Below are 21,794 nucleotides of genomic sequence, written 5' to 3'. Positions count from 1 at the left end.
ACGGACGTCCTGAGGCTTAACCTGATTGAGTTTCTGGACGTGCGAGTGCGGTTGAGTGATTGGCGTTATTCAGCAGCAGGAGTTACCCCAGGGCTCTTTCAGGCCTCTCACTTTCCAGCGATCAGACGGAGTTGAATGGGCTGAACGGGCTGCGCGCCCGTTGCCCAGGGAAGGCGGTTTGTTCCGAAGCCGACGATTCACACCGGCGGCTTGCGCCAGCCGCCCGTCTTGCTTTCGACGAACGCCGCCGCGGCGAGCACTTTGTCCTCGGTCCAAGGCTGACCGATGATTTGCACGCCGATTGGCAGGCCTTCGGGGGAAAAGCCGGCGGGCACGACGGCGGACGGATAGCCGCTGGTGTTGTGGACGCCCATGTAGCTGCTGCCGGGGCGGCGGGCGTTGGGTTGCTCTCCGATGTTAATCAACTGGGCCGGCTTCGGCATCACCGGGTTGATCACGATGTCGTAATTTTTCATCCAGCCCAGCAGCTTGCTCCGGTTGGCGTCCTGTTTCTCGAGCAGCTCGGTGAGCTCGGCCGTCGATGGCATTTCCTGTTTCGCGCGCGTCACGATGGTGGGCGAGATGGCCTTGGTGCCCGACTTTTCGGCCAGTCGCAGGAGGCTCGCGCCGGAACACGGTGACAGCTTCGCGCGGATTTCCTCGAGTTCCATGATGATGGCCTTGGGGAAATCCTCCTTCACCGGGCAGCCGAGTTCGCTGAAGTAGGCGGCCGCCTTTTTGACGATGGCCACGGTCTCCGGCGTGATTTCGGCGACGCCGTTCTCGGCGTAGAAACCGACGCGCAGGCCCTTCACCTCAACGCCCGCGGGATCGCGCCACGGGATCGGGATCATGGCGGCGTCCTTGTAGTCGGGGCCGCAAATCAGGCCGGTGATCAGATTCAAGTCCTCGACGCGGCGCGTGAGCGGTCCGATCTCCTGCCAGGAATCGAAGATGCCGCCGAAGTCCACGATGTGGCCGGTGCGCGGGACGCGACCGAAGGTCGGCTTGAGGCCGCAGGTGCCGTTGTTGTGCGCGGGCATGCGGATCGATCCGCCGTAGTCAGATCCGATGTCGAACGAAGCGCCGCCCGCGGCGACGATGGCGCCCGCTCCGCCGGACGAACCGGCCGTCGAGCGTTTCAAGTCCCACGGATTCTTGCTGATGCCGTAGATGATGTTCGCCGTCGTCCCCACTCCGGGGATACCGCCGCCGGCGAGTGTGAACTCGGGGGTGTTGGTCTTGCCCAGCAGGATCGCGCCAGCCGCACGCACGCGGGCCACGACGGTGGCGTCCTCTGGCGGAATGTAGGCCTGGCGTCCGACGGTGCCACCGGTGGAAATCACCCCGGCGGTGTCGAGCGAATCTTTGATCGTGAACGGCACGCCGTGCAGCGGGCCCATGATCCGGCCGGCGGCCAGCGCCTCGTCGGCCGCCTTGGCCTCCGTGCGCGCGCGGTCGAAGCAGGTTTGCACAACGGCGTTGAGCTTTGGATTCACCTGCTCGATGCGCTTGATGCAGGCTTCCACCGCGTCGCGGGCGGAGATCTTTTTCTGGCGGATCATCTGCGCGAGCTTGGTCGACGACATCCAGAGGATGTCCTCCGACGGATCGCTCGAAGTGAGCCAGCTGGACGAGGCCTTGGGTGGCGCGCCCTCGGCAAAGGTGAGCGCGGGGAGCGCGGCGAGCATGGCGCCGGTGGAACCGACGCCGAGTTTGCCGAGGAAGTCGCGGCGGGAAGTGGAGGGGGAAAAGGTGCGCATGGTCGGGAGGATCAGACGGCGGTGGGTTTCTGGTAACCGAAGCCGGACGCGGCTTCGACGAACGCGGCGGCGGCGAGCGAAACATCTTCGCGCCACGGCTGGGCGATGAGTTGCACGCCGATGGGCAGGCCTTCCGGCGAGGTGCCGGCGCGTACGACGGTGCCGGGCCAGCCGGTGTTGTTGTAGGTCGTGGTGAAACCGATGTTCTTCGGATCCGGTGCCGTGGGCTTCAGGGAGTCCGGCCACGGCTCCGCGGGGCCGCGGTTGGCGGGACAAATCAACAGGTCATACGGCTTGATCCATTGCAGGAACTTTGACCGGTTTGCATCCAACGCGTCGGCGAGACGCGTGAACTCGCCGACGTCGCATTGCGGCGAGTCGGTGAGACTGATCACCGGCGAGACCTGCGTCGTGCCGTACTTCTTCAGCATCCGCTTGGTCCACGCGCGACCATCGGCGGTGGAGAGAGCGGTGCGGAGATCCTGCGATTCACGGATGAGCGCGGTGGGACATTCCTCGACCACGGTCACGCCGAGATCGGCGAACCGCTTCACGGTGGCTTTCACCGCGGCTTCGGTTTCGGGCGTGAGCGGTTTCTCCGAACCGTTGTTCAAATAGTACACGACCTTGATTTTCTTCAGGTCGACATCGCGCGGCTCGAGCCACGGTGCCGGCGCGATCGCGGCGTCAATGTAATCAGGGCCGGAAATCAGCGGCAGGATCAGTTCCAAATCCTCCACCCAGCGTGCCATCGGGCCGATCACCTGGAAGGAGTCGAAGTAGCCGCCGAAGTCGACGATGTGACCGGTGCGCGGCACGCGGCCGGTCGTCGGTTTGATGCCGGCGATGCCGCAGAAATGCGAGGGCCCGCGGATCGAGCCACCGAAGTCGGTGCCGATGTCGAAGGGCGCGCCGCCCGCAGCGATGATCGCCGCGCCGCCGCCCGTGGAGCCGCCGGGCTGGTAGCCGAGTTTGTACGGATTGTGAGTTTTCCCGTAGATGAGATTCGTTGTCTGGCCGGAGAGCGTCAGCTCGGGCGTATTCGATTTTCCCAATACGATGGCGCCGGCGGCGCGCACCCGGGCGACGTAGGTGGCGTCACGCGCGGGAATGTAGCCCTTGCGTCCGAGCGTGCCACCGGTGGACACGACACCCTGCACTTCGTGCGAGTCCTTGATCGTGCAGGGCACGCCGTGAAGCGGCCCGAAGGACCGGCCCTGCGCGGTGGCCTCGTCGGCAAACTTCGCCTCGGCGAGCGCGCGCTCGAAGATCGGGAAGACCACCGCGTTGAGCTTCGGGTTGACCGCTTCGATGCGCTTGATGTGCGCGGTGACGACTTCGGTGGCGGAGATCTGCTTCGCCTTGATCATCGCCGCGAGACGCTTCGCGGAGGTGAAGAGGGGATCGTCGGGGATCTTGGACGTCTCGGCCGTGGCGGCCCGCAGGCGGGTGGCGAGAACGGCGGACGCGGTGCCGGCCGCCGCGATGGAGGCGAGGAAACGGCGGCGGTTCAGCGGAGGCGGAGTGGAGCGGGAGTGCGACATGGTGAGCAGCGGTGTGGGTTCAATACTCGTCGAAGATGCGTTTGATTTCCTTGGGGTCGCTGGTCTTGGCCAACGCGACCTGCAGCAGCATGCGGGCTTTCTCGGGGGTGAGATTGTCCGCGGGAATGATGCCGGATTCGCGCCGGCGCGGGGTGTCCTGCACCCGGCCGCCACGCGTGCGGGCCGTCACCACCACGATGATACCCTTCGCCTGGGCGCGCTTGATGGCCTCGGTCTGGCCGGTCGCTCCCCCCGTGGGGCTGCCGGCGCCGGTGCCGTCGACGACAATGCCCTTCACGCCGTGCTCGGTGAGCGCGTCGATGAGATAGCCCGGTGCCTCGGTGTAGGCGTAGACGCACTCGACGGCGGGCAACGCCTTCGAATCGGCCGGCAGGTTCGCGATGTTGAACTCGCTCTTGTAGGTGTGGCGGCGGAGCGGCTCGGTGTAGAAGACCACGCGGTCCGGATCGGCGACGCCAATCACGCCGAGATCGATGCTGCGAAACGTATCCATCCGGTACGCACTCAGCTTCGTGACGTCGCGCGCGGTGTTGATGTTCTGGTTCATCGCGTGCAGCACGCCCTTCCCGCCGGCGGCGGGAGTGGCGGCGATGCGCACGGCGTTGTAGAGATTGAGCGGGCCGTCACCGCTGATGCCGGTCCACGGCCGCTGCGAGCCGACGAAGACCACGGGCTTCTTGATGTTCACCGTGAGGCTCATGAACCACGCGGATTCAGCCATGGTGTTGGTGCCATGGGTGACGACGATGCCGTCCACCTTGTCGTCCGTCGCCAGTTCCTGGAGACGGCGGGCCACCTTGTAGAGTTGTTCCGTGGTGGTGCCGCCAGCTCCGCCGGTCGAGGGCGGCGCGCCCGGGGCGGCGGGCGGCGGCTGCGGCGGACGAAAGTCCTCCGTCGTCACGCGCGCGATCAGCGCGAGGTCGGGGAGATCGGCGACCCAGTGTTCCGGGTCAACGCGCGGCGAACCCGGCCCGCCGTAGTTGTTGATGTTCATCCGGGTGTCGCCCCGGCTCGCGATGGTGCCGCCCATCGACATCAGGACGACGCGCGGCAGGTTGAGTCCGGGCGGGGCGATCGGCGGAATTTCCTGGGCGGTTCCGCGCAACGCGGAGGTCGTCAGCGCGATCGCGGCGACGAGCGAGGGGGAAAGGGAAATCAGTTTCATGAAAGTGAAAGGGTGGTCGACAGGACGGTTTTCGATTCGGTGGGTTGGCTCGGATGGGAACGTTGCGGCAATGAGGTCGGCGGGTGGTCGACGTACGTGAGGCCTTGCGGTGGCTCGAACTCTCAACCCTCAGCTCTCAACTCCGAACTCCCCCGCCACCTCAGTATTCGTTGAAGATGCGCTGAATTTCCTTGGCGTCGGTGGTCTTGGTGAGAGCGAGCCGCAGGAGCACCCGGGCCTTCTGGGCGTTGAGATTGTCGGCGGTGATCAAGCCGCGGCCCGCGACGCGCTCGCTGTTCAGCACGCGACCGGAGCCCTTGCGATCGCTCTGCACGAGGACCACTCCCTTGGAGAGTGCGAGGGACGTCGCGCGGCCGAACGACGGCGCGCTGTCTGCGAGAATGATGCCCTTCACGCCGGCGGCGACGAGGGCCTCGAGCGGGGCGGCGGAGGCTTCCTGGTAACCGTAGACGATGTCGACCGCGGGCAGCGTCTCCAGTTTGCTGACATCGAACTCGGAGCGCGTGGTGTGCCGCGTCAGGGGCGAGCGGTAGAACGCGATGCGATCGGAGTCCGCGTAGCCGAGCGGTCCGACTTCGCGCGAGACGAAGGTCTCGACCCGGTAGGTGTTGTTCTTGGTCACGAAACGCGCGGAGTGAATCGTGTCATTGAGCAACACCATCACGCCCTTGCCCACGGCTTCGGGTGCGGCGGCGGTGCGCACCGCGTTGATCAGGTTGAGCGGGCCATCGCGGCTGATGCCGGTCCAGGGCCGCATCGCGCCGACGACCACCACGGGCTTGTCAGACTTGATCGTGAGCTGGAGAAAGTAAGCCGTTTCCTCGAGTGTGCCCGTGCCGTGGGTCACGACGGCGCCGCCGGATTCGGGGAGTGCGAGCCAGGCGTTGAGACCCTTGGCGAGCTTGAGCAGGTGCTCGGTCGTGATGCCGGGGCTGCCGACGTTGGCGATCTCCTCGAAGTCGACTTGGGCGAAATCCTTCAACTCGGGCAGGTCATCGATTAACTCCTTGGGCGTGACGCGCCCATCGTTGTATTCGGCGATTTTTTCGCGGTGCGCGCCCTTGCTTTGGATCGTGCCGCCGGTGGTGAAGAGCCGGACCTTCGGCAGGGCTGCGCTGGCCAGGGCGCCGAGCGGCGCGGCGCAAAGCAGACAGAGGAGGAATCGGAGTGAACGCATGGAAGTGATCAGTAGGTGATGGTTTCGCCCGGCAGCGCAGGCGTGGTCTTGGGCAATTGGCGGACCGCACCGGCGGTGGCCTCATAGCCGCTCGCCAGTTTGATCAAGGTGGGTTCGCTCCACGGACGTCCGAGGATCTCCAGCCCGACCGGATTGCCATCGGGCGTGAAACCCATCGGGACGATCAGCGCCGGCAAACCGGTGAGCGGGCTGAGCTGGTTGGCGTCATACTTGCGCTCCGCGTCGTCGCGCGGGCCGAGTTTCAGCGCCTTGCTCAGTTTGTGCGGGTAGATGAGGGCATCGAGCGCGTAGCGGTCCATCAGTGCGATCACCGCGGCGCGCAGCGCGGCCTTGCCCGCCAGCGTCGCACGATACTCGGGGTCGCGATTCAGATCGATCGGTCGCTCGATCGCGGCCTTGTCGTTGGCGCGGCCGGGCACGCCCGGATGATTCAGGAGCAGTTCAGAGGCGTTCTTGAACGGATAGCCCGGTCCCTGGCGCGCGAGGTAGTGGTTCACCGCCGCGATGCGTTCGTACCGACTGGGAAATACGTTGGCCGTAAGAAACTGCGGGAGATCGAGCCCGAGGGAAACGGGTTCCATCACCTTGGCGCCGCTCGTGGTGAATAGCGCGATGGCCTTCCGCGCGATCGCGACCACGTCCGGATCGTGCGCGGGGGAATGAAAGTCCCAGCCTTCCTTCAACACCCCGACGCGGGCTCCCTTCAGTCCGTTCGCGTCGAGAAACGAGGCATACGGCTTGAGCGGCATCTGGCCGAGGCTCTGCGCGGTCCAGAGATCGAAACTGTCGAAGCCGGCAATGGCATCAAGGACGGTGCAGAGATCAGCCATGCTGCGCGCCATCGGTCCGCCGCGCTCGCCGGTGATGTAGCTCCACATCTGGCCGTCGCGGGAGATCAAGCCGGAGGTCGAAGCAAGGCCGTAGAGGTTGCTGTCGCTCGACGGGGTGCGAATCGAGAAACCCGTTTCGCTGCCAAGGCCCGCCGCGCCGAATACCGCCGCCACCGCTGCGCCCGTGCCCGAGCTCGACCAGCCGGGCGTGCGCGAAAGATCGTAGGGGTTGAGCGTGTTGCCCCCGAGCGTCGAGGCCGCGACGTTGGCCGGCTGGCCGTACCAGTCGGACTGATTCAGTTTCGCGAGGATGATGGCGCCCGCGTCGCGCAGCCGCTTCACCACGAAAGCGTCCTTCGTCGGCTTCACGCCTTTCAACGGCACGTAGCCGCCGGTGGTCGGCATGTCAGCGGTGTCGAAGACGTCCTTCACCACGATCGGCACGCCGTGCAACGGGCCGCGCGACTTTCCCGCCTTCAGCTCCGCGTCAAGTGCGCGGGCTTCGGCGAGGGCGTTGGGATTCAGGAAGAGTACCGACGCCAGCTTCGGCCCCTGCTGATCGTAAGCGGCAATGCGCGCGAGGTAGAGCTGGGTCAGTTTCTCGGAGGTCAGCGCACCCTTCTCGATCGCGGTGTGCAGTTCGCCGATCGTGGCGGTGGCCAGATCGAGCGTGGCGGCCCGCAGCGGCTGCAGGGCAAGGGCGGCGGCGAGGAGGAGCGGAAGAGTCGGTCGCGACATGAAGCGGGAGGAGAGGACGATGAAACGAAAACTCAGTAGGTGATGGTTTCGCCGACGAGCGGCGGCGTGGTGGAAGGAGCTTTCCGGTGGCGGGTGACCGCTTCGAAGCCGCTGGCCAGTTTGATCAGGGTCGGCTCGCTCCACGCGCGGCCGATGAACTGCACGCCGAACGGCATGCCATCGGCCGGAAAGAAACCACCGGGCACGATGATCGTGGGCAGGCCGGTGTACGAGGAGAGCGTGTTGCGTGTATCCGGACTCTGGGTGCTGCGGGCGTCGCCGCCGACGTCGTCGCTGCGAAACGTCCGGAACGGCAGCAACAGCGCGTCGAGTTGCAGTTTGTCCATCAGCTCGACCAGCACGGTGCGCAGGGCGTCCTGTTGCCGATAGGCGGCCAGAAGTCCTGCGCTGCGTTCGAGCGGCGTCGGGTTTTTCGCCGCCTCGACGATGCCCGGCTTCACGAGTTTGCCGCCCTTCGCGATCATCTCATCGACGGTCCGAATCGGCGCGGTGTCCGGGAGGCCGGCGAGGTACTTGTTGATCGCGGCGGCGACTTCGAACGATGAGGCGGCGGCGTCGGCTTGAAACTGAATCAGATCGAGCCCGGTGCGCACGGGATCGACGAGGAGGGCGCCGGCCTTCTTGGCGTCGGCGACGGCCTTTTCAAAGAGCGCCACACCGGCTTCGTGACCGGGGCCCGTGCGCACCATGTCGCGCAGCACGCCGATCCGCGCGCTGCGCAGGCCCTCGGCGTGGACGTAGCTCGTGTACGGGCGATCGGGCATGCGGCCGATGCACGCCTCGGTGGCGAGGTCGGCGGCATCGTAGCCGGCGATGGCGTCGAGCACGGCGGCGCAATCGAGGACGCTGCGGCCCATCGGCCCGCCATTTTCCTGGCGCGGCGAGCTCCACATCATGCCGGTGCGGGAGACAAGGCCGTGCGTCGTGGCGAAGCCGACGAGATTGTTCTGGGCGGTCGGAATCGTGATGGAACCGCCGGTGTCGGAACCGAGCCCGACGGTGCCGAACCACGCCGCGATGCCGGCGCCGGTGCCCGAACTCGAGCTGCCGGGAAACTTGGCGACGTTGTACGGGCTGAGCACCTGGCCTTTGAGCGTGCTGGCGCCGCGCGGCGCGACGCCGTACCAGTCGGACTGGTTCAGCTTCGCCAAAACGATCGCGCCCGCGGCGCGCAGGCGGGCGATGACAAAGGCGTCGCGGGACGGCTGTGACGCCGCCATCGGCAGGAAACCGCCGGTGGTCGGCAGGTCCTTGGTGTCATAGACATCCTTGGCCAGAATCACGATGCCGTGCAGCGGACCGCGGACCTTGCCGGCGCGGCGCTCGGCGTCCAACGCGCGCGCCTCGGCGGTGGCGCGCGGATTGAGCGTGATGATCGTGTTGAGCTTCGGCCCCTGCTGGTCGTACGCATCGATGCGGGCCAGATGGAGCGCAACGAGCTTCTCCGCGGTCAGTGCGCCGCTGCTCATCGCCGCCTGCAGATCGGCGACGGAGGCGGTGGCGAGATCCAGCGTGGCCGCGGAGGCTGGCGGCAGCGCGAGGCCGACGCCGAGGACGAGAAGGGCGCGGAGCGTCATCACGGCGTGGCGACGGCGACTTTGCCGCTGAACGTATCGGCGGGCAGCAGCGGCGTGGTTTTCGGCAGCACGCGGGCCTGCGTTGCCTGTTCGAAATCGAAACCGTAGCCGAGCAGCTTGCCTTCCGAGAAGGCGCGGCCGAGGAGCGAGATCGCCACGGGCAATCCGTCGTTCGCGACCCCGGCGGGAAGGACGAGATCCGGAAAACCGGTGAGATTCGCAATGTTCAGCGGCGAGGCGCCGGCGCCGCCCGCCGGAGCGCCCGCGGGCGGATTGATCAGGGCAACGGGCTCGGGCGAGGTAGGGTAAAGGATCGCGTCCAGCTGATGATTCGCGAAAACGCCCTCCATGGCGGCGCGGACGTACATCGTGCCGTAGTCTTTCGCCGCGAGGTAAACCGGGTCGGTCAACGCGAGCGCATTGGCGGCGGAGTACTTCAGGCCGTAGGCCTTGCCGGGACTGCGGTAGCCGGATTTCGGGTCGTTGGCGCGGGCCGCGAGCTCGTCGAGATTCTTTGGATACGACGGTCCGACCGTCTTGAGGTAATCGGCAATCTGCGCCTTGAACTCGGCGGTGCGCACCGTGTTGTACAGACCAGCGCGCGCTTGGAGCACGGCGGGCGGAATGACGATCGGATCGACGATGACAGCGCCTTGCTGCCGCAGCGCTGAGATCGCGCTCTCGACGACGCGGTCGATCTCCTTGTTCTTGCCCATGAAGTCCCGCGCGATGCCGATGCGGGCGCCCTTGAGCGCGCCGCGGCGAAGATGCGTGGTGTAATCGGCCTCCGTGTGTCCGACGCCCTTCTTGGTAGAGTCATCGGTCGGGTCGAGGCCAGCCATCACCGACAGCGCGACGGCCGTATCATAAACGTTGCGACTGAGCGGCCCGACGGTGTCGAAGGTCAGCGCGAGCGGTACGACGCCGTCGCGGGAGATCAGGCCGTGGGTTGTCTTGAGTCCGACGACGCCGCACGCGGCAGCGGGTCCGCGCACGGAGGCGGCGGTGTCGGTGCCGAGGCCGAACTGCGCGAACGCTGCCGCGATGGCGGCGCCGGTGCCGCCGGAGGAACCCGCCGGCCCGCGCTCGAGCACATGCGGGTTGCGGGTCTGGCCGCCCATCGATGAGTAACCATTCGGAACGTTGCCGGCCTTGAGAACTGCGGGATCGGTCGCGCCGCTGACGGAACCGCCGCCTCCGGCGAACTCGGAGAGGTTGACCTTGGCCACGATGATGGCGCCGGCCGCGCGCAGTTTCTTCACGACGAACGCGTCGTCCGGTGGAATTGATCCGGCCAGCAGTTGCGACCCCGCCGTCGTGGGCAGATCAAACGTGTCGTAGTTGTCCTTCAGGACGATCGGGATGCCGTGCAGCGGACCGCGGACTTTTCCGGCTTTGCGCTCGGCATCCAACGCCTTGGCGGTCTCGAGCGCCTTGGGATTGAGGAGAATGACGGAGTTGATCGTCGGTCCCTTTTGGTCGTAGGCGGCGATGCGCGCGAGATACACCTGGGTCAGGCTCTCGGCGGTGAGCGCGCCGGATTTCATCGCAGCCTGCAGGTCGGCGATTGTCGCCTTGGCTACATCCACGGCGCGCGCGGGAAAGACCAGCGTGGCGAGGGCGAGTGCCGTCGCAGCCAGGCGAATACGACGAACCGGAAGCAGGTGGACAGGTCTCATGGAAAGGTGGAGGCGGAAATCAGTCGGAGAGCTTTTCGCCCGGCAGCGCGGGCGTGAGTGGCGCAGGCTTGCGGTGACGCGTCGCGGCTTCGTAGCCGCTGGCAAGTTTGATCAACACGGGTTCCGTGAACGGGCGGCCGAGGAACTGCATTGCAAACGGCATGCCGTCGCTCGGGAAAAATCCGCCGGGCACGATGATCGTGGGCAGACCGGTGTAGGAACTGAGGTTGTTGCGATTCTCGCGGCTGAAGTAGGTCTTGACCGGAATCTCCGGCACCGTCGCGGTCGAGAAGGGCAGGATCAGGGCGTCGAGCTGAAAGCGATCCATGAGCGCGACGAGCGCCTGGCGCAGGCTCTCCTGATGCTTGAGCGCGGCGGCGAACTCCGGGTTGCGCGCGAGCGGCGTGGTTTTCAGCGCCGCGTTGGCCGCGACGATGTTCGGTTTCACCGTCGTGTCGCCGGCCTTGCGGATCATCTCGTCGACAGTCCGGACGGGCGCGTCGGCCGGGAGTCCGGCCAGATATTTGTTGATCGCGGCGGCCACTTCGAAGCGGGAGGCGCCCGCGTCGACCTGCGTATCGATTAAGTTGAGACCAGTGAGAACGGGATCGAGGACAACGGCACCCGCGGTCTTGAAATCAGCGATCGCCTGCTCGGCCAGGGCGTTGCCCTCGGTGTGGAGCGGGCCGGTGCGGAACATCTCGCGCAGCACGCCGACGCGCGCGCCCTTGAGTCCGTGGGCGGAAACGTAACTGGTGTAGGGCCGATCGGGAAGTTTGCCGACGCTCGCCTGCGTGGGCAGATCGGCGGGGTCGTAACCGGCGATGGCGTCGAGCACGGCGGCGCAGTCGTAGACGCTGCGACCCATCGGTCCGCCGTTCTCCTGCGAGGGAGAACTCCACATCATGCCGGTGCGCGAAACGAGACCGTGGGTGGTGGCGAACCCCACGAGGTTGCTGAGCGTGGAGGGAATCGTGATCGAGCCGCCGGTGTCGCTGCCCAGGCCGACAGTCGCAAACCACGCGGCCATGCTGGCGCCGGTGCCGGAACTCGAGTAGCCAGTGAATTTTTTCAGGTTGTACGGACTGAGCACCTGGCCGGTCAGCGTGCTCGCGCCGGCCGGCATGACGGCGTACCAGTCGGCCTGGTTGAGTTTGCCGAGGATGATCGCGCCGGCCTCTCGGAGGCGCGCAATCACGAACGAGTCGCGGGCGGGCTGCGATGTTGCCATCGGCTTGAAGCCGCCGGTGGTGGGCATGTCCGCGGTGTCGAAGACGTCCTTCGCGAGGATCGGAATGCCGTGGAGGGCGGAGCGCGGCCCCTTGGCCTTGCGCTCCGCGTCGAGGGCGCGCGCGGTTTCAAGCGCGCGCGAATTCAGGGCGAGGATCGTGTTGAGCTTCGGACCCTGCTGGTCATAGGCGGCGATCCGGGCGAGATAGAGCGTGACGAGCTTCTCCGCGGTGAGCGTGCCGGCCGTCATCGCCGCCTGCAAATCGGCGACGGTGGCGGTGGCGAGTTCGACCGGCTTGGCCTTCGCCGGCGCGGGCAGTGACGCCAGCGTGGCGAAGGTCGCGGCGAGGAGAAGCGCGCGCGATCTCATTTGGCCGAGGCGGACGCGACCATGGCGCTGAACGTGTCGCCCGGCAGCAACGGCGTCGTCTTCGGCAGCATCCGGGCCTTGGTGGCCTGTTCGAAATCGTAGCCGTAGCCGAGCAGCTTGGCCTCGGTGAACGCCGTGCCGAAGAAGCTGATCGTCACGGGCAGCCCGTCCTTCGTCATGCCGGCCGGTACAATCAAGTCGGGGAAACCCGTTTGGTTGGCGAAACTCGTGGCGGAATCCGCGCCACCCGTCGGGGCCGGCGTGAGCGGCTTGATCATCGGCGCGGGCCGCGGCGACGTCGGGTACACGATGGCGTCGAGCTTCTGCTTGGCGAAGAGGGCGAGGATCGTCGACTTGATCAGCGCGAGGCCCTGGTTCTTCGCGGCGAGGTAAACGGGGTCCGTGAGGTCGAGCGCGACCGACGCGGTGTACTTCAGGCCGTAGGCTTTTTCCGGGCTGCGGTAGTTGGTCTTCGGGTCGTTCGAGCGGGCGACGACTTCGTCGAAGGTTTTCGGATACCCGGCCTTCGTCGTCTTGAGATACTCGGTCACCTGGGCCTTGAACTCGGACGCCATGATCAGCGACGAGATGGGTTGCTTGGCCTGGAGGATGAATTCCGGGTACTTCACGTCGACGACCACGGCGCCGAGCTTCGTGAGTTCGGCCACGGCGGCGTTGAAGATGCGATCGGTTTCCGGGTCCTTGCCGGTGAAGTCGCGGGCCACGCCGATGCGTGCACCCTTGAGCGCGCCGGTCTTGAGGAACTTCGTGTAGTCCTTCTCGAATTTGCCAGCGCTGGCCTGCGTGGCGGCGTCGGCCGAGTCGACGCCCGTCATCGCGCTGAGCGCGACGGCGACATCGTACACGTTGCGCGCCATCGGTCCGGCGGTGTCGAAGGTGAGGGCGAGCGGAATGATGCCGTCGCGGCTCAGCAGGCCGAGCGTGGGCTTGAGGCCGACGATGCCGTTGGCCGAGGAAGGACCGCGGACCGAGCCGCCCGTGTCGGTCCCGAGACCGAACTGGGCGAACGTGGCGGCGATGGACGAACCCGTGCCGCCGCTCGAACCGGCGGGGCCGTGCTCGGGATTGTGCGGATTGCGGGTCTGCAGGCCCATCGAGGAAAAGCCATTCGGGACCGCGCCGGCTTTGAGTACCGCGGGATCCTTGGCACCGCTGACGCTGCCGCCGCCCCCGGCCCATTCACTCAGGTTGACCTTTGCGATGATGATCGCGCCGGCCGCGCGGAGTTTCTTCACGATGAAGGCGTCATCGGGCGGGATCGATCCCGCGAGCAACTGCGAGCCGCCGGTCGTCGGCAGATCGAACGTGTCGATATTGTCCTTGAGCACGATCGGAATGCCATGCAGCGGGCCGCGGACCTTGCCGGCCTTGCGCTCGGCATCGAGGGCCTTGGCTTCGGTCAGCACCTTCGCGTTCGCGGTGATGACCGTGTTGAGATTCGGACCCTGCTTGTCGTACGCCGCGATGCGGGCGAGGTACAACTCAGTGATCTTTTCCGACGTGAGGGTGCCCTTGGCCATCGCGGACTGGAGGTCGGCGATGGAGGCGGTGGCGAGGTCGAGGGCGGGCGAACGGGTCGTGGCGACGACCGCAAGCAGCGAGGCGAGGAGGAGGCGTTTCATGGGAAAAGGGAACCGGTTCACTGCGCGAGCACATCGCTCGGCAGCGCGGGGGTGGTCTTGGGCAACGCACGGGCCTTGGTGGCCTGTTCGAAATCGTAGGCGTAGCCGAAGAGCTTCGGTTCGCTGAAGGCGGGCCCGAAGAAACTGATCGTCACGGGCAGGCCTTCCGGCGTCATGCCCGCGGGGACGATGAGGTCGGGCCAGCCGGTCATGTTGGCGATGCTGCTCGGCGAATCGCCCATGGTGGCGGGCGTCAGCGGATTCGAGCGCACGATGGGCGCCGCCGGGCGCGGGCCGGTCGGATAGACGATCGCGTCGAGCTGATGCTTGGCGAACAACGCCTCGATGCCGGCGCGCACCAGGGCGAGGCCTTCCGTATGGGCGATCACGGATACGGGATCCTTGAGATCGAGCGCGACCTGGTCCGTGTACTTCAAGCCCGCGGCCTTTTCCGGGCTGCGGTAGGCCGTGGCGGGGGCGTTGGCTTTGGCGGCAATCTCGGCGAACGTCTTCGGGTAGCCGGGCTTTGTGACCGCGGCAAAATAGTCCGCGATCTGCGCCTTGAAGTCGGAATTGAGGACAGTGAGGAACAGTGACGTCCGCGCCTGGAGGACGAACTCCGGATACTTGACGGGGTCGACGATGATGGCGCCGAGTTCCTTCAGCTTCGCAATCGAGGCTTCGATCACGGCGTCGGTGCCGGCGTCCTTGCCCATGAAGTCGCGGGCGATGCCGATGCGCGCGCCCTTGAGCGAGCCGCGTTTCAGGAACGGCGTGTAGTCGGTCTTGAATTTGCCGGCGCTGAGCTGCGTGAGCGGATCGGCGGGATCCACGCCGGTCATGGCGCCGAGCGAGACAGCGACGTCGTAGACACTACGCGCCATCGGACCACCGGTATCGAAGGTGAGCGCGAGCGGTACGATGCCGGCGCGGCTCAGCAGGCCGTTGGTGGGCTTGATGCCGGCAATGCCATTGGACGAGCACGGGCCGCGAATGGATCCGCCCGTATCCGAACCCAGTCCAAACTGCGCGAATACGGCAGCGATTGCGGCGCCGGTGCCGCCGCTGGAGCCCGCGGGACCGCGGCTGAGATCATGGGGATTGCGGGTCTGGCCGCCGGCCGAGCTGAAACCGTTGGGCGGGCCACCGATGCTCGGTGGCACGCCGACACTGCCACCCGCGGCGAACTCGCTGAGGTTCACCTTCGCGAGAATCACGGCGCCGGCCTCGCGCAGTTTCTTCACCATGTAGCCGTCCTTGGCCGGCACCCAGCCCTCGAGCAGCTGCGAACCCGCGGTGGTCTGCAGGTCCGCGGTGTCGTAGTTGTCCTTGAGCACGACCGGAATTCCGTGGAGCGGACCGCGCACTTTGCCGGCCTTGCGCTCGGCATCGAGGGCCCGCGCGGTTTCCACCGCCTTCGGATTGAAGACGATCACGGTGTTGATCGTCGGTCCCTGTTTGTCGTACGCCGCGATGCGCGCGAGGTAGGCCTGGGTGAGTTTCTCCGCCGTCAGCGTTCCCTTCGCCATCGCGGCGTTGAGATCGGCGATGGTGGCGGTCTCGAGATCGAGGGCGGTGGCGCGCGCAGCGACACCGGCGAACAGGGCAAGGAGCAGGCGGAGGGACGGGTGACGGCGCATGGCGGGCGTGGATCAGAGTTTGTCGCTGGCCAAACCCGGCGTGTGCTTGGGTGCCTTGATTGCCTTGGTCGCCTGCTCGAAGTCATAGCCGTAGCCGATGAGTTTCGCCTCGGTGAAGGCGCGGCCGAAGAAGCTGATCGTGACCGGCAGGCCTTCCTTCGTCATGCCCGCCGGAACGATGAGATCGGGGAAACCGGTCTGGTTGGCGAAACTGGTCGGCGAATCCATGCCGCCACCGGCGGTCGGCGTGGCCGGGAGGATCAACGTGGCCGGGCGGGGCGACGTCGGGTACACGATCGCGTCGAGCTTGTGCTTGGTGAAGAGCGCTTCGATACCGGCGGTGATGGCGGCGAGCTGCTCGTGCTTGATCGCGAGGTAGCTCGGGTCGGTGAGGTCGAGCGTGCGGGTGGAATTGTACTTCAGGCCGAAGGCCTTGCCGGGACTGCGGTATCCGGTTTTCGGATCGTTAGAACGCGCGACCACTTCATCGAAGCTCTTCGGGAAGCCCGGCTTCGTCGTCTTGAGATAGGTGGTGAGCTGCGCCTTGAACTCAGCCGCGACGAGCGTGTTGTAGATCGGCTGTTTGGCGGCGAGCAGGTACGGCGGATAAACGATGGGATCGATCACGACGGCGCCGAGCGCCTTGAGTTTGGCGATGGCCGCCTCGACGACCTCGTCGGTGCCGGCGTCCTTGCCCATGAAATCGCGGGCGATGCCGATGCGCGCGCCCTTCAGTGCTCCGACCTTGAGATACTTCGTGTAATCCTTCTCGAACTTGCCGGCGCTCTTCTTCGTGGCGTCGTCCGCGGGATCGACGCCCGTCATGACGCCGAGGGAAACGGCGATGTCCGCGACGCTGCGGGCCATCGGCCCCGCGGTGTCAAAGCTCAACGCGAGCGGGATGATGCCGTCGCGCGACATCAGGCCGTGCGTCGGCTTGAGACCGACGATTCCGTTGGCCGAGGAGGGACCGCGCACGGAGCCGCCGGTGTCGCTGCCGAGGCCGAATTGAGCGAAGCCGGCCGCGATGGCCGCACCGGTGCCGCCGGAGGATCCGGACGGACCGCGGGTGAGGTCGTGGGGATTGAGCGTCTGGCCGCCGGCGGAGCTGAAGCCGTTCGGGACCTGGCCAGCTTTGGTGACTGCCGGGTCGGTGGCCCCTCCGACGCTCCCGCCGCTGCCGGCCCATTCGCTGAGATTCACCTTGGCGATGATGACCGCGCCGGCGTCACGGAGCTTCTTGGTGACGTAGGCGTCATCCGGCGGCAGGGAGCCTTCGAGCAGCTGCGAACCACCGGTGGTGGGGAGATCGACGGTGTCGATATTGTCCTTCAGCACGATCGGAATGCCGTGGAGCGGGCCGCGGACCTTGCCGGCCTTGCGCTCGGCATCGAGGGCCTTCGCGGTCTCGATGGCTTTCGGATTCAGGGTGATCACGGCGTTGATCACCGGTCCCTGCTTGTCGTAGGCCGCGATGCGCGCGAGGTAGGCCTGCGTGAGTTTCTCGGATGTCAGCGTGCCCTGCGCGAACGCCGCGTTCAGTTCCGCGATGGTGGCGGTGTTGAGGTCCAGCGCCTGAGCGCGGGGCAGATGAGCCGAGGCGACAATCGCGACGGCAAGGAGGAGGTGGGAGTGGCGTCGCATGTGAGAAGGTCGGACTTAGTACGTGATCGTTTCGCCCGGCAGCGGGGGCGTATGCACCGGCGTGCGCCGGGCCTGCGTCGCCTGCTCGAAGGCGTAACCGAGTGCGAGGAGGCGCGGTTCGCTGAAGGCGGGACCGAAGAAGGAAATGCCGACGGGCAGGCGGGTGCTCGTGAAACCGGCGGGAACGATCAAATCGGGGAAGCCGGTGAGATTCGCAAAATTCGTCGCGGAGCTCGATCCCGCGGGTGCGGCGGCAGCGCCACCGGCGGGAGGATCCTCGCCGAAGCGCGCGGGGCGGCGTGGTGACGTCGGATACACGATGGCGTCCAGCTTCTCCGCTGCCATGAGCGCCTCGATGGCGACGCGCACCAACGGCAGCCCATGATCACGCACGGTGAGGTAACGATGATCGGTGAGGCTGGTGCTCTTCGCCTCGTCCTTGAAGAGATTCCAGCGGCCCTGGTTCGGCATGAAGCCATCGCGTGGCGACGTGAGCTTCTCCGACAGCTTCATCAGGTCGTCATGAGTCTTCGGATACCCCGGCTTGAGCGTCGCCAGGTAGTCGTTGATCTGGGCGCGAAACTCGGGCCGGCGGATCGCGTTGTAGAACTCGGTTTTCGCATCGAGCAGCCACTTCGGATAGCGCACGTCCACCACGGTGGCGCCGGCGGCCTTCATGGCGGAGAGGGAAGCCTCAACGACCCAGTCGACCTCGGGATCCTGGCCCATGAAGTCGCGGGCGAGGCCGATGCGGGCGCCTTTCAGAGCGTCGGCTTTCAGATACTGCGTATAGTCGGTGGCGAAGCGCCCGGCGCTCTTCTGAGTGGCGGCATCGGCGGGGTCGACCCCGGTCATCACGCCGAGCGCGACGGCCACGTCGTACACGCTGCGCGCCATGGGGCCGCCGGTGTCGAAGGTGAGGGCAAGCGGGATGATGCCGTCGCGGGAGAGGAGTCCGTGCGTGGGTTTGAGGCCAACGATGCCGTTGGCGGTCGAGGGGCCGCGGATGGAGCCACCGGTGTCGGTGCCGAGACCGATCGTGGCGTAGCCGGCGGCGATGGCGACGCCGGTGCCGCCGGAGGAACCCGCGGGCGTGCGGGTGAGGTCGTGTGGATTCAGGCTCTGGCCGATGATGGAGCTCATCGCGCCGCCCGAGGCGAATTCACTGAGATTGACCTTCGCGAGCAGGATGGCTCCGGCGTCGCGGAGTTTCTTGACGACGAAAGCGTCGTCGGGCGGCAGGGAGCCTTTGAGCAAAAATGATCCGCCGGTCGTGGGCAGGTCGGCGGTGTCGAAGTTGTCCTTGAGGACGACCGGAATGCCGTGCAGAGGACTGCGGACTTTCCCGGCCTTGCGCTCGGCGTCGAGGCCACGGGCGACTTCGAGCGCCTTGGGATTCAGCGTGATGATCGCGTTCAGTTTGGGACCGGCCTGATCCAGCGCCGCGATGCGGGCGAGATGGAGCGAGACGAGCTTTTCTGAAGTGAGCGCGCCGGCGGCGAAGGCGGCGTTGAGGTCGGCCACCGTGGCCGTATCCAGATTGACGGACGCGGCGCGGGCGGCGGGGAGACCGGCGCAGACGAGCGCGAAGAGGCAGACGCGAGCGGAACGGGACATGGCGGCGGTCCGCGCCAGAAACGTGGCGCGAGCGTGGACGGAGAGGGGGGGCGGGGAAGCGACCGACCCGCGCGCAGGCGGGCCGGTCGCGCGTGCAAGCGGACGTCAGAACTTGCGGGAGAACGTCACGTCGAAGTTTTGGGCGAACTTGGGCGCGAGCAGGCGCTCGGTGACACCGCGGCCGTAGAGGCTCTTGTTAAGCACGTTCACGATGTTGGCGTAGAGCTCCCATTTCTTCGTCCGGCGCCCGAACGAGAGGTCAACAATCTGGCCGCCGGGGATCTTCAAGGTCTGCATGCGGTCGACGAACTGCGGACCCTGGTGGATGCCGGTCGACTGGATGAAGTAGCCGTTGTTGAACGTGTACGTGACCGTGAGATTGCTCACCGTGGTCGGCAGTGACTCCACCTTGCGGAAGCGCGGGTCGCTGTCCGGAATCGATGTGCTCATGCGACCGCCCCAGACGAACGACTCGGCCGGAATCAGAATCTTGCCCGTGGTCGGGTCGATGACGTCCGGGTAGCCGGCCGAGCGACCGTCGATCTGCACCACGCCGCCCTGCAGGTAGTGCGCGTAGGACCAGGTGCCCGTGCTCGCGATGCTCAGGTTCTTGGTCGCGAGCCAGCGGATTTCGTATTCGAAACCGCGGGTGAGGGTGGAGGACGCCGCACCGCCGACCGTCGTGATGGGGTCGAAGGACGTGCGGGTCTGTTCATAGGTCGCGAGGGCGAAGAAGAACTTGCCGCCCTTGCCGAGCGAGCCCTTGAGGCCGGCTTCCATGATCTCGGACTTGCCGACGAGACTGTTGCGCAGCGTCTGCACGTTCACGCTTTGATCCGAGGCGTTGTTGATGAGCAGCGTCTGCTGGCCGAGCTGGATGTACGGACGCAGGCCCCAGGGCAGCTTGTAGCCGAGGTTGACCATGGTCGAGGGGCCGCCCGAGTTGCCGCGACCTTCGTAGGAATTCGGGTCGAAGAGGCCGGTGCCGATGTAGGTGTTGGCCGGGCCGCCGACCCAGAGGGACGTCGGCGCCGCACCGCCACCGCGCTCGTAGATGCCAGTGCCGACCTTGGAGAAGGCATCGACGTAGTCGTAGCGGAAGCCCGCCATGATATTCAGCTTGTCGAAGAATGTCTGGTCGGTGAGGAGACCGAGGCCGCTGACCGTGGTGCGCGAGTTGGTGTAGGCCGAGACGGCGCTGCCGTCGTAGCCCAGCTTCTGAATCATGCTGTAGAACGTGTCGTTCGGCGTGAACGTGTTCTCCACGTTGCTGCTCGCGTTCAGCTGCAGGTCGCGGCGGAAGTCATAGTCCGTCGGGTTGGTCGCGGCGCGGTAGGACCAGACCGAATACGTGTTGGCCGAGGCGATCAGGTCCAGCTTCCACCACGGCTTCGGGTTCAGGCTGCGCGAGTAGCTGACCTTGTCCTCGAACGACGTCACTTCCTGGCGCTGCGAGAACGGATTGCGGCCGTCCTTGATCTGGCGGTGGCCGTCCACGAGAATCTGGTTCTTCAACGTCCACTCGGTGCTCGAGTCGTTGATCATGTCGACGAAGAAGGTGCCGATGTTGGCGCGGTAGTAATCCTCGCCGAAGCCCATGCGCTCGTTCCACGGTTTTTCGACCCAGGTATCCGGATCCTGGTCATACGCGGGCGGCAGCCAGAAGGCCTGCTTGGCGGCGTTCTTGTTTGGAACCTGGCCGGGAGCGCCAACCGTGTTGCCGTCCGAGATCGTCGGATACACCATCAGCTGGTAGCCGGTGCGCTGACGGGCGCGGCCGGTCGCGGGATCGACGAACCCGAGCGCAGCGGCCTGCGTGTCGGCATAACCGGCCTTGAACTGCGCCATCGTGATGGTGCCGCCCTTGACCGGGCCGCCCTGCCATGGGAGCCGGCGGGAGAACGGTTCGTTCTGCTGGCCGAAGTAGTAGAGGCTGGGACCGATGCCGGTGGTGCGGCGGGCGGGATCGTTGGTGCGGGCGCTGAGCTGCGCGGTGCCCCAGAAGTACGAGTTGCGGATTTCGCGCTCGGAGATCTGCCCGTCGCGGTTCTCGTCGAGCTGGTAGCTGAAGGAGCCGCTCCAGTACGTGCCCTTCTCCAGCTGATCCTGCGTGGTGCGATTCGTGCCGCCGGGCAGGCCGCCGTTGCTCTTGTGGTAAACGAAGCCCGTCTCGACCCGCAGCGTGCGAGCGAGGTCGACCGTGTAGGTCGCCTGCACGAGCTGCTGTTTGTCGAAGCTGTTCAGGAAGTAGCTGCTGGAGTCCTCCCAGTAGCCGTAGACCGCGAAGCCGCCCTTCTTGCCGGCGATGTCGGCCGGACCGGCCACATCAATCGAAGCGATCTTCTTGTCATAGGCGCCGACGGTCAGACGGGTCGAGCCGCTGAGGTTTTCCAGGTACTTGCCCGTCGAGGCGCGGGCGGTCTTCGGGATGAAGTTCACGTAGCCGCCGATGCGGCCGAGGCCGAAGATGGGCGAGGCGGGGCCGCGCACAATTTCGAGGCCGTCGTTCGCGCCCCAGATGGTGCGGAAGTTGCCCTGCGGATCGATGCGCTTCATGCCGCGGAAATAAAAATCCGAGGTTTGATTGCGGATCGAGATGTTACCCTGGAGGCCGTACCGGAAATTCGAGTACGTGGAGGGGGCGACCTTCACCAGGTCCTCCGACACGCGAATGCCGATGGACTCCATCTGCTGGGTCGAGATCAGCGAGATCGCCTTGGGCGCCTCGACGACCGGCTTGTCGAAACCGAAGGCGGAATTGACCGGCCGGTTGTCGATCAATCCGGTCGGATCGAAGGCCTTTTCCTGGGCGACGAACTTTTCGAGGACGACAACGTCCTCGGAGCGTTTGGTCGTATCGGTGGCGGCCGCCTGGGCGCGAATCGAAGATGATCCGGCGCCGGCAAGCAGGGCGGTGGTGATGAGCGCAGCATGAAGCCGCGCATGTGGTAGCAGGCAGGTTCCCATAGTTCTCCCTCGGGTTACGTCGAGTTAGGCTGACGAGTGATTGGCACTCGCCCCTAAGCATCCGCGATGCCAGCGCGCGGAGATGTCGCCGCCGGATGAATACTTTTCCTGCAACTGCCGGCGCGA

13 protein-coding genes are annotated in these 21,794 nt (G+C 66.1%); all 13 read right to left on the bottom strand.

Annotated elements, in window-relative coordinates; translation table 11 throughout:
* Window positions 1-197: 197 nt before the first annotated feature.
* Complete coding sequence (locus ACLJEU_RS19405; RefSeq protein ID WP_414664162.1) at window positions 198-1,763, bottom strand: amidase; 1,566 nt, start codon at window positions 1,761-1,763, stop codon at window positions 198-200.
* Window positions 1,764-1,774: 11 nt separating this feature from the next.
* Window positions 1,775-3,307 carry an amidase gene (locus tag ACLJEU_RS19400; RefSeq protein WP_414664161.1) on the bottom strand — a complete coding sequence of 511 codons (1,533 nt, stop codon included), beginning with the start codon at window positions 3,305-3,307 and terminating at the stop codon, window positions 1,775-1,777.
* A gap of 19 nt (window positions 3,308-3,326) precedes the next feature.
* Window positions 3,327-4,493: an asparaginase gene (locus ACLJEU_RS19395; RefSeq protein ID WP_414664160.1), complete on the bottom strand. Its 1,167-nt coding sequence runs from the start codon at window positions 4,491-4,493 to the stop codon at window positions 3,327-3,329.
* A 160-nt stretch (window positions 4,494-4,653) separates the two neighbouring features.
* Window positions 4,654-5,691 (bottom strand): type II asparaginase, encoded by a 1,038-nt coding sequence (locus ACLJEU_RS19390; protein ID WP_414664159.1) that lies wholly within the window; start codon window positions 5,689-5,691, stop codon window positions 4,654-4,656.
* Window positions 5,692-5,699: 8 nt separating this feature from the next.
* Window positions 5,700-7,280: an amidase gene (locus ACLJEU_RS19385; RefSeq protein ID WP_414664158.1), complete on the bottom strand. Its 1,581-nt coding sequence runs from the start codon at window positions 7,278-7,280 to the stop codon at window positions 5,700-5,702.
* Between the two features lie 32 nt (window positions 7,281-7,312).
* Complete coding sequence (locus ACLJEU_RS19380) at window positions 7,313-8,878, bottom strand: amidase family protein (RefSeq protein WP_414664157.1); 1,566 nt, start codon at window positions 8,876-8,878, stop codon at window positions 7,313-7,315.
* Window positions 8,878-10,557, bottom strand: a complete 1,680-nt coding sequence (locus ACLJEU_RS19375) for an amidase family protein (protein ID WP_414664156.1) — start codon at window positions 10,555-10,557, stop codon at window positions 8,878-8,880. Before ACLJEU_RS19375 ends, ACLJEU_RS19380 begins: the two co-directional genes overlap by 1 nt.
* A gap of 19 nt (window positions 10,558-10,576) precedes the next feature.
* Window positions 10,577-12,157 (bottom strand): amidase family protein, encoded by a 1,581-nt coding sequence (locus ACLJEU_RS19370; RefSeq protein ID WP_414664155.1) that lies wholly within the window; start codon window positions 12,155-12,157, stop codon window positions 10,577-10,579.
* The gene (locus ACLJEU_RS19365) at window positions 12,154-13,800 is read right to left on the bottom strand and encodes an amidase family protein (RefSeq protein WP_414664154.1); all 1,647 of its coding nucleotides are present in this window, start codon (window positions 13,798-13,800) and stop codon (window positions 12,154-12,156) included. The genes ACLJEU_RS19370 and ACLJEU_RS19365 overlap by 4 nt, the downstream gene beginning before the upstream one ends.
* 17 nt (window positions 13,801-13,817) lie before the next feature.
* Entirely contained in the window at window positions 13,818-15,440 is a 1,623-nt protein-coding gene (locus ACLJEU_RS19360; RefSeq protein ID WP_414664153.1) for an amidase family protein, read from the bottom strand.
* A 12-nt stretch (window positions 15,441-15,452) separates the two neighbouring features.
* Window positions 15,453-17,084, bottom strand: a complete 1,632-nt coding sequence (locus ACLJEU_RS19355; RefSeq protein WP_414664152.1) for an amidase family protein — start codon at window positions 17,082-17,084, stop codon at window positions 15,453-15,455.
* Window positions 17,085-17,099: 15 nt separating this feature from the next.
* Window positions 17,100-18,701, bottom strand: a complete 1,602-nt coding sequence (locus ACLJEU_RS19350; RefSeq protein ID WP_414664151.1) for an amidase family protein — start codon at window positions 18,699-18,701, stop codon at window positions 17,100-17,102.
* Between the two features lie 105 nt (window positions 18,702-18,806).
* Window positions 18,807-21,668, bottom strand: coding sequence for a hypothetical protein (locus ACLJEU_RS19345; RefSeq protein WP_414664150.1), 2,862 nt, complete (start codon window positions 21,666-21,668; stop codon window positions 18,807-18,809).
* Window positions 21,669-21,794: the final 126 nt, after the last annotated feature.

Source organism: Terrisphaera buseokensis (assembly GCF_047521145.2).
In the GTDB taxonomy this organism is placed as follows: Bacteria; Verrucomicrobiota; Verrucomicrobiia; order Opitutales; family Opitutaceae; genus ER46.
Note: the sequence above shows the minus strand (reverse complement) of the source record. Positions and strands in the feature narration are given on the sequence as shown.

Coding starts and splice junctions, on each gene's coding strand:
- ACLJEU_RS19405 (WP_414664162.1), bottom strand. CDS start 1,763: ATGCGCACCTTTTCCCCCTCCACTTCCCGCCGCGACTTCCTCGGCAAA.
- ACLJEU_RS19400 (WP_414664161.1), bottom strand. CDS start 3,307: ATGTCGCACTCCCGCTCCACTCCGCCTCCGCTGAACCGCCGCCGTTTC.
- ACLJEU_RS19395 (WP_414664160.1), bottom strand. CDS start 4,493: ATGAAACTGATTTCCCTTTCCCCCTCGCTCGTCGCCGCGATCGCGCTG.
- ACLJEU_RS19390 (WP_414664159.1), bottom strand. CDS start 5,691: ATGCGTTCACTCCGATTCCTCCTCTGTCTGCTTTGCGCCGCGCCGCTC.
- ACLJEU_RS19385 (WP_414664158.1), bottom strand. CDS start 7,280: ATGTCGCGACCGACTCTTCCGCTCCTCCTCGCCGCCGCCCTTGCCCTG.
- ACLJEU_RS19380 (WP_414664157.1), bottom strand. CDS start 8,878: ATGACGCTCCGCGCCCTTCTCGTCCTCGGCGTCGGCCTCGCGCTGCCG.
- ACLJEU_RS19375 (WP_414664156.1), bottom strand. CDS start 10,557: ATGAGACCTGTCCACCTGCTTCCGGTTCGTCGTATTCGCCTGGCTGCG.
- ACLJEU_RS19370 (WP_414664155.1), bottom strand. CDS start 12,157: ATGAGATCGCGCGCGCTTCTCCTCGCCGCGACCTTCGCCACGCTGGCG.
- ACLJEU_RS19365 (WP_414664154.1), bottom strand. CDS start 13,800: ATGAAACGCCTCCTCCTCGCCTCGCTGCTTGCGGTCGTCGCCACGACC.
- ACLJEU_RS19360 (WP_414664153.1), bottom strand. CDS start 15,440: ATGCGCCGTCACCCGTCCCTCCGCCTGCTCCTTGCCCTGTTCGCCGGT.
- ACLJEU_RS19355 (WP_414664152.1), bottom strand. CDS start 17,084: ATGCGACGCCACTCCCACCTCCTCCTTGCCGTCGCGATTGTCGCCTCG.
- ACLJEU_RS19350 (WP_414664151.1), bottom strand. CDS start 18,701: ATGTCCCGTTCCGCTCGCGTCTGCCTCTTCGCGCTCGTCTGCGCCGGT.
- ACLJEU_RS19345 (WP_414664150.1), bottom strand. CDS start 21,668: ATGGGAACCTGCCTGCTACCACATGCGCGGCTTCATGCTGCGCTCATC.